14 protein-coding genes are annotated in these 13,652 nt (G+C 39.8%); 8 read left to right on the top strand and 6 right to left on the bottom strand.

Going from position 1 to position 13,652, the window contains the following annotated elements; all coding sequences use genetic code 11:
- Positions 1-22 precede the first annotated feature (22 nt).
- Positions 23-1,693: a formate--tetrahydrofolate ligase gene (locus tag QM469_RS02845; RefSeq protein WP_414276055.1), complete on the top strand. Its 1,671-nt coding sequence runs from the start codon at positions 23-25 to the stop codon at positions 1,691-1,693.
- A gap of 90 nt (positions 1,694-1,783) precedes the next feature.
- On the opposite strand, the gene lysS is transcribed toward QM469_RS02845, so the two are convergent.
- From lysS to QM469_RS02820, 5 genes are all read right to left on the bottom strand, one after another.
- The gene (gene lysS, locus QM469_RS02840) at positions 1,784-3,274 is read right to left on the bottom strand and encodes a lysine--tRNA ligase (RefSeq protein WP_414276054.1); all 1,491 of its coding nucleotides are present in this window, start codon (positions 3,272-3,274) and stop codon (positions 1,784-1,786) included.
- Between the two features lie 133 nt (positions 3,275-3,407).
- The gene (locus QM469_RS02835) at positions 3,408-4,034 is read right to left on the bottom strand and encodes a histidine phosphatase family protein (RefSeq protein ID WP_315639196.1); all 627 of its coding nucleotides are present in this window, start codon (positions 4,032-4,034) and stop codon (positions 3,408-3,410) included.
- A gap of 3 nt (positions 4,035-4,037) precedes the next feature.
- Complete coding sequence (locus tag QM469_RS02830; protein WP_315639195.1) at positions 4,038-4,517, bottom strand: aminoacyl-tRNA deacylase; 480 nt, start codon at positions 4,515-4,517, stop codon at positions 4,038-4,040.
- Complete coding sequence (locus tag QM469_RS02825; RefSeq protein WP_075231318.1) at positions 4,517-5,359, bottom strand: DUF368 domain-containing protein; 843 nt, start codon at positions 5,357-5,359, stop codon at positions 4,517-4,519. Before QM469_RS02825 ends, QM469_RS02830 begins: the two co-directional genes overlap by 1 nt.
- Positions 5,360-5,471: 112 nt before the next feature.
- Positions 5,472-6,272 carry a glycoside hydrolase family 25 protein gene (locus tag QM469_RS02820; protein WP_315639194.1) on the bottom strand — a complete coding sequence of 267 codons (801 nt, stop codon included), beginning with the start codon at positions 6,270-6,272 and terminating at the stop codon, positions 5,472-5,474.
- A 155-nt stretch (positions 6,273-6,427) separates the two neighbouring features.
- Between QM469_RS02820 and glmU the strand changes: the two genes are divergently transcribed.
- The 7 genes from glmU to QM469_RS02785 all read left to right on the top strand — a co-directional run bounded on the left by glmU (position 6,428) and on the right by QM469_RS02785 (position 12,771).
- Positions 6,428-7,807 (top strand): bifunctional UDP-N-acetylglucosamine diphosphorylase/glucosamine-1-phosphate N-acetyltransferase GlmU, encoded by a 1,380-nt coding sequence (glmU, locus tag QM469_RS02815; RefSeq protein ID WP_315639193.1) that lies wholly within the window; start codon positions 6,428-6,430, stop codon positions 7,805-7,807.
- 9 nt (positions 7,808-7,816) lie between these two features.
- Complete coding sequence (locus tag QM469_RS02810) at positions 7,817-8,380, top strand: NUDIX hydrolase (protein WP_315639192.1); 564 nt, start codon at positions 7,817-7,819, stop codon at positions 8,378-8,380.
- Positions 8,373-8,684: a cell wall synthase accessory phosphoprotein MacP gene (gene macP / locus QM469_RS02805; RefSeq protein ID WP_060955683.1), complete on the top strand. Its 312-nt coding sequence runs from the start codon at positions 8,373-8,375 to the stop codon at positions 8,682-8,684. The genes QM469_RS02810 and macP overlap by 8 nt, the downstream gene beginning before the upstream one ends.
- 10 nt (positions 8,685-8,694) lie before the next feature.
- Positions 8,695-9,390, top strand: coding sequence for a 5'-methylthioadenosine/adenosylhomocysteine nucleosidase (locus tag QM469_RS02800; protein ID WP_315639191.1), 696 nt, complete (start codon positions 8,695-8,697; stop codon positions 9,388-9,390).
- 292 nt (positions 9,391-9,682) lie between these two features.
- Positions 9,683-11,971 (top strand): DNA helicase PcrA, encoded by a 2,289-nt coding sequence (gene pcrA, locus QM469_RS02795; protein WP_414276053.1) that lies wholly within the window; start codon positions 9,683-9,685, stop codon positions 11,969-11,971.
- 71 nt (positions 11,972-12,042) lie between these two features.
- On the top strand, positions 12,043-12,339 hold the full coding sequence (locus QM469_RS02790) for a hypothetical protein (RefSeq protein WP_414273410.1): 297 nt from the start codon (positions 12,043-12,045) through the stop codon (positions 12,337-12,339).
- Positions 12,340-12,510: 171 nt separating this feature from the next.
- Complete coding sequence (locus QM469_RS02785; protein ID WP_414276052.1) at positions 12,511-12,771, top strand: SemiSWEET family transporter; 261 nt, start codon at positions 12,511-12,513, stop codon at positions 12,769-12,771.
- A 50-nt stretch (positions 12,772-12,821) separates the two neighbouring features.
- Here the strand turns inward: QM469_RS02785 and QM469_RS02780 are convergent, their stop codons facing one another.
- Positions 12,822-13,631: a Cof-type HAD-IIB family hydrolase gene (locus QM469_RS02780; protein WP_371607725.1), complete on the bottom strand. Its 810-nt coding sequence runs from the start codon at positions 13,629-13,631 to the stop codon at positions 12,822-12,824.
- Positions 13,632-13,652 lie beyond the last annotated feature (21 nt).

The raw sequence follows: 13,652 nt of genomic DNA, 5'->3' as shown, positions 1-13,652 counted from the left end.
ATTTGAGGTAGAGGAGTTTGTTATGAAAACAGATATTGAAATTGCACAGAGTATTGAGTTAAAACCGATTGTTGATGTTGTTGAGAAACTCGGTATTTCATACGATGATTTGGAGTTGTATGGAAAGTACAAGGCTAAACTTAGCTTTGATAAAATTCGTGAGGTTGAGGCAAATCCAGTTGGTAAGTTGATTTTGGTGACAGCTATTAACCCAACGCCAGCAGGTGAAGGAAAGTCAACCATTACCATCGGACTTGCTGATGCTTTAAATAAGATTGGTAAGAAAACCATGATTGCTATTCGCGAACCTTCTCTTGGTCCTGTAATGGGGATTAAAGGAGGTGCAGCTGGTGGTGGTTATGCTCAAGTACTACCAATGGAAGATATAAACCTTCACTTTACTGGTGATATGCATGCTATCACAACTGCCAACAATGCTCTTTCTGCCTTGATTGACAATCACTTGCACCAAGGAAATGAGCTAGGAATTGACCAACGTCGTATTCTTTGGAAACGTGTTGTTGACTTAAACGACCGTGCTCTTCGTCATGTAACTGTTGGACTCGGTGGTCCTCTTAATGGTATTCCACGTGAAGATGGATTTGATATTACAGTTGCTTCTGAGATCATGGCTATCCTTTGCTTGGCAACTGACATTGAAGATTTGAAACGTCGTTTGGCAAATATCGTCATCGGTTACCGTTATGATCGTACACCTGTTTCAGTTGGTGATTTACAGGTTGAAGGTGCCTTGGCATTGATTTTGAAAGATGCTATCAAACCGAACTTGGTTCAAACCATCTATGGAACACCTGCCTTTGTACATGGTGGCCCATTCGCCAATATTGCTCATGGATGTAACTCAGTTTTGGCAACGAAAACGGCTCTACGTTTAGCAGATTACACAGTGACAGAAGCTGGCTTTGGTGCAGACCTTGGTGCTGAGAAATTCCTGGATATCAAAACTCCAAACTTGCCAACTGCGCCAGATGCAGTAGTTATCGTTGCAACCCTTCGTGCTCTTAAGATGAATGGTGGAGTTGCCAAGGATGCTTTGACAGAAGAGAATGTAGAAGCTGTTCGTGCAGGATTTGCAAACTTGAAACGTCACGTTGAGAATATCCGTAAGTTCGGTATTCCAGCAGTTGTTGCTATCAATGAATTTGTCTCTGATACCGAAGCAGAAATCGCAGCCTTGAAAGAACTTTGTGCTTCAATCGATGTTCCAGTCGAACTAGCTAGCGTATGGGCTGATGGAGCAGAAGGTGGAGTAGCCCTTGCTGAAACGCTTGTCAAGACTATCGCTGAAAATCCGGCAAACTACACACGTCTCTATGACAACGATCTTTCTGTCCAAGAGAAGATTGAAAAGATTGTCACTGAAATCTATCGTGGTAGCAAAGTAAACTTCGAGAAGAAAGCTCAAACTCAAATCGCTCAAATCGTTCAAAATGGTTGGGATAAACTACCAATCTGTATGGCTAAGACTCAGTACAGTTTCTCAGATAATCCAAACGCACTTGGAGCACCTGAAAACTTTGAAATTACCATTCGTGAATTGGTACCAAAACTTGGTGCAGGCTTTATCGTTGCCCTTACTGGTGATGTCATGACCATGCCAGGACTTCCAAAACGACCAGCAGCTCTCAACATGGATGTTGAAAGTGATGGAACTGTTCTTGGATTATTCTAATTAAACAACAAAAAGACAAGCTCAAAATCGAGTTTGTCTTTTATATTAATACTAAAAAATCTCCTAGAATGTGACTAGGAGATTTGTATTTTATTTCATAGTTGGGAAAAGAAGCACATCACGGATAGTAGTTGTATCAGTGAGGAGCATGCAGAGACGGTCGATACCGATTCCCAAACCACCTGTTGGTGGCATACCGTATTCAAGAGCTTCAATGTAGTCATAGTCGATTCCTGTCGCTTCATCGTCACCAAGTTCTTTGGCTTTGGCTTGAGCTTCAAAACGGCTAAGCTGGTCGATTGGGTCGTTCAACTCAGTAAAGGCATTTCCGTATTCTTTAGTCATAATGAAGAGTTCAAAACGGTCGGTAAAGCGCTCATCTTCAGGATTTTTCTTAGCAAGTGGAGATACAGCTACTGGATGACCATAGACAAAGGTAGGTTGAATCAAAGTTTCTTCAACAAATTCTTCAAAGAAAGCATTGATGATATGACCAACTTCAGTGTAGTGTTTTTCAACTGGAACTTTCTTCTCAGCAGCGATTGCCTTAGCTTCTTCTAAAGTCATATCTTTCCAGAAATCAACACCTGTAATTTCCTTGATTGCATCAACCATGTGTACACGTTTAAATGGTTCATTGATCTTGATCTCAGTTCCTTGATAGTTGACTGGACCATCACCTTTAACTGATTTAGCAGCGTGTTGGATAATGCCTTCAGTTAAGTCCATAATGTCTTGGAAGTCTGCATAAGCTTGGTAAACTTCGATAGAAGTGAACTCAGGGTTGTGGGTAGCATCCATTCCTTCGTTACGGAAGATGCGGCCAATCTCATAAACACGTTCCATACCACCGACGATAAGACGTTTTAAGTGAAGCTCAGTCGCGATACGAAGCACCATATCAATATTTTGAGCATTGTGGTGAGTGATAAATGGACGCGCAGTTGCTCCACCAGCCTCATTGTGAAGAACAGGTGTTTCCACTTCAAGGAAGCCTTTTTGGTCAAGGTAACGACGGATTTCAGAGATGATTTTTGAACGAGTAACAAAGCGTTCAAAGCTTTCACGGTTTGAAATTAAATCAAGGTAACGTTTGCGGTAGATGGTTTCAACGTCAGTCAAACCGTGGAATTTCTCTGGAAGCGGACGAAGGGCTTTGGACAAGTGAGTAATATGTGTAGCCTTGATAGAGAGTTCTCCCATATCTGTACGCATAACTTCACCTTCGACACCAAGGAAGTCTCCTAAGTCAGCCTTTTTAAAGATTTCGTAGTTTTCTTCACCGACAGCATCTTTACGAACATAGATTTGGATTTGACCTTCGCGGTCTTGAAGGTGGGCAAATCCAACCTTACCCTTACCACGTTTGGTAACAAGACGACCTGCAATAGTAGCAGTTTCGTTCAATTCATGTAGTTGTTCCTTATCGAGGTCAGCATATTTATCTTTTAATTCTTGTGAGTTAGCAGTGCGTTCAAATCGTTTACCGAATGGATCGATTCCTTGTTCGCGGAGCGCAGCCATTTTTTCACGGCGAACGATCTGCTGGTCATTTAGTTCTTCCATATGTTCTGTTGACATTTTTTCCTCCTAGTTTTTACTCAATTCTTGATACGATGAGTCTTTTTGCGATACTCCCATTTTATCATAAAAGTCAAATAAATTCACGGATATTCTACAAAATCTAAAAAGAACTTAACAGTGATTGCTAAGTTCAGTTATTATCTTGGTAAGAAGTGTCATTCCAGACTATAAGATTGAAGTTTTCAAAGTCAGATGTTTCAAGAACAGTAACACTAGCATTTGCTAGACCGCCATCTTTTCTAAGTAGTGGAGTATCATAGCCTAGAAGAGTTCGAATACTGGCTGTGAGATTGGCACCGTGACCAACAATCATAACATGTTCAAAAGGTTTGAACTCTAATGATTTGATAAATTGAATGGTTCGTTGAGTTGTTTGATAGACAGACTCTGCTCCAAACATAGTCGAATCGAATTTTGCTAGATTGGTACGAAAAGCTTTTAATTGCTCGGGATAGATGGCTTCCAAGGTTGCAAATTTTGCACCTTCAAGTTTTCCAAGTTGCCATTCTCTTAGTGAGGGTATCTCTTCTAATGGACAGCTGATTTTCAGTTGACTTTGGATAATCTGAGCAGAAGTTACGGCACGAGGAAGATCACTAGAATAAATCACATCAAATGGAATTTCCTGTAGATACTGGCCCAATTGTTTTAAGGTCTCAATGGATTTCTCAAGGAGTGGTGAGTCACCACTTGCCCCTTGAAAACGTCCTTCAAGATTCCAAAGAGTTTTACCGTGGCGAACAAAGTATAGTTTCATTGATCATTGTCCTTCTAAAATATCTGCAAAGTCTGCTTTAACAAAGCTTGCAAGGTCTTTTGGGTTGATAATAATACTATGCCCAACTTCACCTGCCGAAACGATCATTTCTTCAAGCTCAAGTGCACTTTGATCGATAAAGATAGGGTAGTTATGTTTTTGACGAATTCCAACTGGATTATTGGCGCCATGGATATAGCCTGTTGTTTTTTCTAGGTCTTTTTGTGGAATCATGCTGACTTTCTTATTACCAGAAATCTTAGCTAGTTTCTTTTCAGAAAGATGTTCAGTGATAGGAAGGATGCCGATAATGGGTCCAGTCTTATCTCCCAGAAGTGCTAGAGTCTTAAAAATCTGACTCTTTTCATAACCTTGAGGCATCTCACCTTCCAGGGCATTAATTTGAATACCTGTATGGTTTATTCCTGCCTTGGTTAAAATTTGTTGGACCAAGGTTTTTTTGACTTTTACTTTTTTAGCCATTATTTGTATTTATCCTCCAATTGACTCATCCAAATACCTAACCAAATACCTAGAGCGAAGAAAAAGGCAATGATGACATAAGACACAAGAGATAATCCACTATAGCTGATGCTTTCAGCATTACCAGCATTTGGAATGAGGATTAAGATTGTACTTGAAAGAACAATTCCGATGATAAAGTGGTAAACACGAGATTGATAGACACGGAGAGCGTAGTCCATAAATTTTGAAAAAATGACAAGAGTAGCAAGTGCTCCAATTCCTATTGGAAGAAAGGTTCCGAATAAATCAAAAGTCTTAAATCCTGTTAGCATTGGACTATAAAGACCAAGGATTAAAAGTAGATTAGAAGGGCTGAGTCCTGGCACTAAAATTCCAAGTGCCAGTAAGCATCCAGCAAGAGTAAAGTTAAGGAAACTAGCTGACAACGATCCGACGACAAAATTTAAGGCGTAGAGGGCAATACCTGAAAGGATAAAAGTTGCCCAAAACCAAATGAGATCAATCTTATCTCTCTCGGAATCACGGGTAGATTCTTTGACAAGACTTGGAATGGTACCGATGATGGCACCAGCAAAACTCCATAACACATATACTTGATAATTTTCGAGAAGGTACTCAATAGGATATGAGAAAAGGCCGATACCTAGGAGCATTCCAATACCGACAGGTAGGAAAAAGAGTAGATCTTCTTTTAAATTCTTAAAAGGATGGGCAAGGAAACGAATCATTCTCTCATAAATTCCCAAGATAGCGGCAAGAACGCCACCAGAAATCCCTGGTAGAATGAAACCGAGAGCAATAACAATTCCCTTAATAATTTTTGATAGCCATGATAACATAGAAGTCCTCCAAAATTCAGTGTATATTATAAAGATAAAACAGTGGTTTAATATTGAAAAATAAAGAAAAGCAAGCAGAAAGCAATGTCTGACTTGCTTATGGCGATAGTAATTAAGGATTTAAAAACAATTTTCTAAAGGTTTCTTCCTTGTTTTTTGTGGAAGAAATAAGGTTCAAATCCAGATGATTTTCAAAGCCTCCAAGGCTTCCATGAGAGGTGTATTGGTGAAGATCATAGTTAAGATCTGTATTGGGAGCACTCTCGTAGTAACCCGAGTTGGTTCCATAGGACGGTATCCAGATTGCTGAGAAATTCTCCGTACTGATACTATGCTCCTCCATAAAGTAGACACCAACATAGATGCCAATATTTTTAGCTCCCAATGAAGCTAATTTAGCGCGAAAGGCCTCAACCCCCTTGTTCATGTCAGACATAGTCTTGTCTTCAACATCCAACCAATAGTAGCTAGGATTATAGGGAGAAGCAGCATTATAGAATACTTCAGCAGCTTTTTCCATTTCTTCGACATTTTTACCAGCTACATAGGCATAAACAGCGACTGGAATATTCCGTTTTTGAAATTCTGTGATGTGTTCTTTATAAGCCTTATCAACCCCATTTTTAAATGAAGCATCGTTTTCAACAGAAGCTTGAGCCCCACTATGAACCCGAACGATTGCACCTGAAATATTTTGAGTTAAGGTGTCATAATTGATCTCTGATGGTCTTTGCCAGCCAGAAACATCAATAATCGGCTTGTTGATATTATGTAAAGCTTGAGTTTCTACTTGAACTGGATTTTGCTTTGTTTTGACTGGATGGTCTTCGAACTTGGGTCTATTGATGATTAAAATACCCACGAGAGTAGCTAATACAGTAAAAATAAAAACAGGATTTATTTTCTTTCTCATACTTTTATAGTGTATCGTAAATGGTGAAAAAAATCAAAAAAAATACTCGAAATCATCTAGAGAATGCGATGTTTTAAAGCATTTGCCCTCTTTTGTGTTTGAAAAAGCAAATTTATGATATAATATAAGGGAATTTCTATAGAAAAGAGAAAAATATGGCAAATTATGCAGTTATTTTAGCAGCGGGTAAAGGTACTCGTATGAAATCAGATCTACCAAAAGTCATGCACAAGGTTGCAGGAATTTCAATGCTTGAGCATGTTTTTCGTAGTGTAGGGGCCATCAAGCCTGAAAAAACAGTAACGGTTGTTGGACATAAGGCAGAACTTGTGGAGCAAGTTTTAGCTGGTCAAACTGATTTTGTAAGACAGTCTGAGCAATTAGGAACTGGTCATGCGGTTATGATGGCTGAGCCAATTCTTGAAGGACTTTCTGGTCAAACATTGGTCATCGCTGGTGATACACCATTAATCACTGGGGAAAGTCTTAAAAATTTGATTGATTTCCACATAAATCACAAGAATGTAGCTACAATCCTTACTGCAGAAGCTGAAGATCCGTTTGGTTATGGGCGTATTGTTCGTAACGAGAATGCTGAAGTGCTTCGTATCGTGGAGCAGAAGGATGCGACTGATTTTGAAAAACAAATCAAGGAAATCAATACAGGAACCTATGTCTTTGATAATGCTCGTCTCTTTGAAGCTTTGAAGAATATCAACACCAACAATGCCCAAGGCGAATACTACATTACTGATGTCATCGGCATTTTCCGTGAAGCTGGAGAAAAAGTCGGAGCCTATACTCTGAAAGACTTTGATGAAAGTCTCGGAGTTAATGACCGTGTTGCCCTTGCGACAGCTGAAGGCATCATGCGTCGTCGTATTAATCAAGCGCATATGGTCAATGGAGTTAGCTTTGTGAATCCTGAAGCTACTTACATTGACATCGATGTTGAAATTGCTCCAGAAGTTCAAATAGAAGCAAATGTAACCCTCAAAGGTTCTAGTAAGATTGGTGCTGAAACTATCCTGACAAACGGAACTTATATCGTTGATAGTAGCATCGGAGCAGGAGCAGTAATCACCAATTCAATGATTGAGGAAAGCTCAGTTGCTGATGGTGTTACAGTTGGACCTTATGCTCATATCCGTCCAGGATCAAGCCTTGCAAAAGATGTACATATCGGGAACTTTGTTGAAGTCAAAGGTTCTAGCATTGGGGAGAATACTAAGGCAGGTCATTTGACTTATATTGGTAACTGTGAAGTTGGTAGTGATGTCAACTTCGGTGCAGGAACCATTACTGTAAATTACGATGGTCAACACAAGTTTAAGACAACTATTGGTAACAATGTTTTTGTTGGATCAAATTCAACCATCATTGCTCCAGTAGATCTTGGAGATAACTCTCTTGTTGGTGCAGGTTCAACCATTACTAAGGATGTTCCAGCTGATGCCATCGCTATTGGACGAGGTCGCCAAATTAATAAGGACGAATATGCAACTCGCCTCCCTCACCATCCTAACAATAAATAGGAGCTAACGATGGAATTTGAAGAAAAGACGCTTAGTCGTAAAGAAATTTATAAAGGACCTATTTTTCAGCTAGTTCAAGATCAGGTTGAACTACCTTCTGGAAAAGGTAGAGCGCAACGTGATTTGATTTTCCACAATGGAGCAGTTTGTGTCCTTGCAGTCACTCCAGAAAATAAGATTGTCCTTGTTAAACAATATCGCAAGGCGATTGAAAAAGTCTCTTATGAAATTCCTGCAGGTAAACTGGAAATTGGGGAGAATGCAGATCCAGAAGCTGCAGCACTTCGTGAATTAGAAGAAGAAGCAGCCTATACTGGCAAATTAAGCCTTCTCTATGATTTTTACTCAGCGATTGGATTTTGTAACGAACGCTTAAAACTTTACTTGGCAAGCGATTTGACAAAAGTTGAAAATCCTCGTCCGCAGGATGAAGATGAGACTTTGGAGTTACTTGAAGTCAGTCTTGACCAAGCTAAAGAACTGATCCAGTCAGGAGATATTTGTGATGCTAAGACTATCATGGCTATTCAGTACTGGGAATTACAAAGAAATAGTGGAGGAATCCATGGGTAAACCTTTATTAACAGATGAAATGATCGAACGTGCCAATCGAGGAGAGGACATCTCAGGTCCTCCCTTGCTAGATGATGAGGAAACTAAGATTTTACCGACTTCTTCTCAAAATTTTGGCTATTCACGAACCAGAGATCATGGTTTTAGCCAGGATACACTGACCATCGAAGTTGAACCTTCTATTCACAAAAGTCGTCGGATTGAAAATACCAAGAGAAATGTCTTTAATTCTAAATTAAACAAGATTCTTTTTGCAGTTATTTTTCTCTTGATTTTGTTAATTTTAGCAATGAGATTTATTTAAGGAGTCTATCATGAAAATTGGAATTATTGCAGCTATGCCAGAAGAGCTAGTTTACTTGATTCAACACTTGGACGAAGCCAGTGAAGAAAAGGTTCTGGGACATAGCTATCATACTGGTAAGATTGGTTCTGTTGAGCTTGTACTTGTAGAGAGTGGTATTGGTAAAGTCATGTCTGCGATGAGTGTCGCTATCTTAGCGGATCACTTTCAAGTCGATGCAGTGATTAATACTGGTTCTGCTGGTGCAGTGGCAAGTGGAATCGCAGTAGGGGATGTAGTGATTGCAGACAAGCTTGCCTACCACGATGTTGATGTGACTGCCTTTGGCTATGATTACGGTCAAATGGCTCAACAGCCTCTCTATTTTGAATCAGACAAAAAGTTTATCAGTTTGATTCAAGAGAGTTTGTCTAAACTGGACCAAACTTGGCATTTAGGTTTGATTGCGACCGGAGACAGTTTTGTTGCTGGAGAAGATAAAATCAAGGCCATTAAAGAACACTTCCCTCAAGTTCTTGCTGTAGAGATGGAAGGAGCAGCTATTGCTCAAGCAGCTCAGACTTTGAACCTTCCTTTCTTAGTCGTTCGTGCCATGAGTGACAATGCCAATCATGAAGCATCCGTTTCCTTTGATGAATTTATCGTAGAAGCAGGACGTCGTTCTGCCCAAGCCCTAATGACGCTTTTGCAGTCTATAAAGGACTAATAGAAGAATTACTGAGAGTGGGACAGAAATCGGTAATTCGTTAGAATTCGATTTCGTCGTCCCACCTCCGCACAGTTGAGTAGGGCTGTAAAAGCTGATGAAATCAGCGTAGTAGAGCCCACTCAACCACTGCGTCTTGCTCGACAATCAAAAGAGAATTGAGAGGCTAGGACTTTTGTCCCAGCCTTTTCTTGTCTTGCCAACTAAAATAATCAGAAGGCTCCTAAGAAAAGTTATTTTCAAACTTTTTTGATATAATAGAAACATTGACTTGAAGAATAAGGAAGAGAAAATGAACGAATTATTAAAGGGAATGAATGACCGTCAAGCCGAGGCCGTTCAAACCACAGAAGGACCTTTGCTGATCATGGCGGGGGCGGGATCTGGTAAGACTCGTGTTTTAACCCACCGTATTGCCTACTTAATTGATGAAAAGATGGTCAACCCATGGAATATCTTGGCCATTACCTTTACCAATAAGGCTGCACGTGAAATGAAGGAGCGTGCTTATGGACTCAATCCAGCTACTCAGGATTGTTTGATTGCGACCTTTCACTCTATGTGCGTGCGTATCCTACGTCGCGATGCGGACCACATTGGCTATAATCGCAATTTCACGATTGTGGATCCTGGAGAGCAGCGAACGCTCATGAAACGCATTCTCAAGCAGTTGAACTTGGATCCTAAAAAATGGAATGAACGCACTATTTTGGGAACCATTTCCAATGCTAAGAATGATCTGATTGACGATGTTGCTTATGCTGCTCAGGCAGGAGATATGTACACGCAAATTGTAGCAAAGTGTTATACGGCTTATCAAAAAGAACTTCGTCAGTCAGAGTCGGTGGACTTTGATGACTTGATTATGTTGACTCTGCGTCTCTTTGATCAAAATCCCGATGTTTTGACTTATTACCAACAGAAGTTCCAGTACATTCATGTTGATGAGTATCAAGATACCAACCATGCTCAGTATCAACTCGTTAAACTCTTGGCTTCTCGTTTCCAAAATATCTGCGTAGTTGGGGATGCTGACCAGTCTATCTACGGTTGGCGTGGTGCTGATATGCAGAATATCTTGGATTTTGAGAAGGATTATCCTCAAGCCAAGGTTGTTTTATTGGAGGAAAATTACCGCTCAACCAAAACCATTCTCCAAGCAGCTAATGATGTCATCAAAAACAATAAAAATCGCCATCCTAAGAATCTCTGGACTCAAAATGCGGATGGGGAGCAGATTGTCTACTATCGTGCTAATGATGAACAAGACGAGGCTGTCTTTGTTGCTAAAACCATCGATGAACTTGGTCGAAGTCAAAACTTCCTTCACAAGGACTTTGCAGTTCTTTACCGTACCAATGCCCAGTCTCGTACCATTGAAGAAGCTTTGCTCAAGTCCAATATTCCTTATACTATGGTCGGTGGAACTAAGTTCTATAGCCGTAAGGAAATCCGTGATATTATCGCATATCTTAATCTCATCGCCAATTTGAGTGATAATATTAGTTTTGAACGCATCATTAATGAACCTAAACGTGGCATTGGACCAGGAACAGTAGATAAAATCCGTGACTTTGCCAACCTACAAAATATGTCTATGCTAGATGCCTCAGCTAACATCATGTTATCAGGGATTAAAGGTAAGGCAGCCCAGTCAATCTGGGATTTTGCCAATATGATTCTTGATTTGCGAGAGCAACTGGATCAGTTAACCATTACTGAGTTAGTGGAAGCAGTCTTGGAAAAGACAGGCTACGTGGATATTCTCAATGCTCAAGCAACCTTAGAAAGTAAGGCTCGTGTTGAAAATATCGAAGAGTTCCTTTCTGTTACCAAGAGTTTCGATGATAATCCAGATAATCAAGAAGAGGAAACTGGCTTGGATAAGCTCAGTCGCTTCCTCAATGACTTGGCCTTGATTGCAGATACAGACTCTGGCAGTCAGGAAACATCAGAAGTAACCTTGATGACGCTCCATGCGGCCAAGGGACTCGAGTTTCCAGTTGTATTCTTGATTGGAATGGAAGAAAATGTCTTTCCACTTAGTCGTGCAGCAGAGGACATGGATGAATTGGAAGAAGAACGCCGTCTAGCCTATGTCGGTATCACGCGCGCAGAGAAAATTCTCTATCTGACTAATGCTAACTCACGCCTGTTGTTTGGTCGAACGAACTATAATCGCCCAACACGCTTTATCAATGAGATTAGTTCAGATTTGTTAACTTATCAAGGTTTGGCGCGTCCTGCTAATAGTAGCTTCAAAGCATCCTATAGTAGTGGAGGTGTCGCCTTTGGTCAAGGCATGAGTCTAGCTCAAACTCTACAAGATCGTAAACGCAACGCAGCACCAAGATCAATTGAATCAAAAGGACTACCTTTTGGACAGTTTTCAGCTGGTTCTACATCGACTTCTAGTGAGACAAGCTGGTCTATTGGTGATATTGCCCTTCATAAGAAATGGGGTGAAGGAACTGTTCTTGAAGTATCAGGTAGCGGCTCAACACAGGAATTGAAAATCAATTTCCCAGATGTCGGCCTCAAAAAACTTTTAGCCAGTGTAGCACCGATTGAGAAGAAGTAGTACATAGTTTCAATTTTTGAAGTTAATGATAATAGATTCATTTGTTCTATGGAAATCAGTGGTATATGACTATGAAAAAGAAGACGAATTTATCACCTTTACAGGTTATTGAAATTGGTAAAAACTTTCATTCTAATAATAAACTTGAGGGTGAATGTGTTTTAGATCCTAACCTTTTAAGATTAGAGCACTCTTATCCATATGAGTTTGAAAAGATGGATTACAAAGGTTCAACATTATGGTTTATATTAGTTAAGTATCTGCCAAATAATTTTTTATTCGAAGACTATACATTAGTAATTTCAGATAAGGAGGCGAAGGTAGTTTTTTATTTGGATGTAAATGGTCATCCGAGATTTTTTAAATAATAATAGTATGATAAAACTGTTAGCCACCATACCTTTTCTAAAGATAAGAACAAAAAGTTATATCTGGTCACAATCTTGTGATAATTTACATTTTCTTAACAAAAAAGTTTTTTGCTTACACGATTAAAACAAATAGTGTATAATTGAAACTGTTTTTGAAAGGAGAAGAAAATGACTGAAAAACAAATGAAAACATTGGGTTGGATTGCAACCTTTATGTCTGTTATGATGTATATCTCATATATTCCTCAAATTATGAACAACCTTGCGGGTCAAAAAGGAAACTTTATCCAACCAGCAGTAGCTGCAATTAACTGCAGTCTTTGGGTATACTACGGACTCTTTAAAAAAGAACGTGATATTCCTTTGGCAGCAGCTAATGTACCAGGTATTGTTTTTGGGATTATTACCGCATTGACAGCTTTAATTTAATACAGAAAAAAGCAATTAGCAGAATGAACTGTTAGTTGCTTTTTAATTTTCTACAAAATATATTTCTCAATAGCGCGTGCAACACCATCTTCTTCATTGCTAGCAGTTACGGCATCCGCGAGAGATTTGACATAGTCGCTAGCATTTCCCATGGCAATCCCAAGCCCTGCAAATTCTAACATCTCAATATCGTTATTGGCATCACCCATGGCCATGATTTCAGAAGCTTGGATATCCAAAATCTCAGCCAGACGAGAAAGTGCAGAAGCCTTAGTTGTACCGAGTGGCATTGCTTCATAGATAACTGGTTGAGAACGAACTCCACTAAATCTCTGACAAAGTTCATCAGCAAATCGTTGTTCAAAATCATCTGTTTGTTCTTTTGTACCTAAGAACATACCCTGGAACATGCGATATTTACCACTGGTAGCTTCCTCTAGTGAAATCTCAGTCAGGTCAGAAAAGACAAGTGTCGCATCGTATTTTACGATAGGATTTGGTTCGCCTCCGAGAACGAAGTAGTGTTCCTCGTCAAAGAGAGTTAACTGAACCTCACTCTTTTCAGCAAGGTCATTCAGGTATTCAATGTCTGATTTACTAAGTTCTCGCCAGTCAACAAGGCCCCAGTCACTAGTTTGGTGGGTAGAACAACCATTGTTGACGATGACGTATTCATTCTGCAAATCTAGTCCTAGTTTCTTGTAGTAGGGAAGAACCCCAAAGAGAGGACGACCAGTACAGAGAACCAGTTTGACGCCTTTTTCGATAGCCTTATGAATGGCATCAATATGAGCCTGAGGAATTTCTTTGGCTTCGTTGAGCAGAGTTCCGTCCATATCAAGGGCAAGTAGTTTAATCATAGTAGTTCCTTTTCACGTGTT

The organism is Streptococcus infantis (assembly GCF_047464215.1).
Classification (GTDB): Bacteria; Bacillota; Bacilli; order Lactobacillales; family Streptococcaceae; genus Streptococcus; species Streptococcus infantis_P.
The sequence above is the reverse complement of the archived record's forward strand: the minus strand, read 5'-3'. Positions and strand labels throughout refer to the sequence as shown.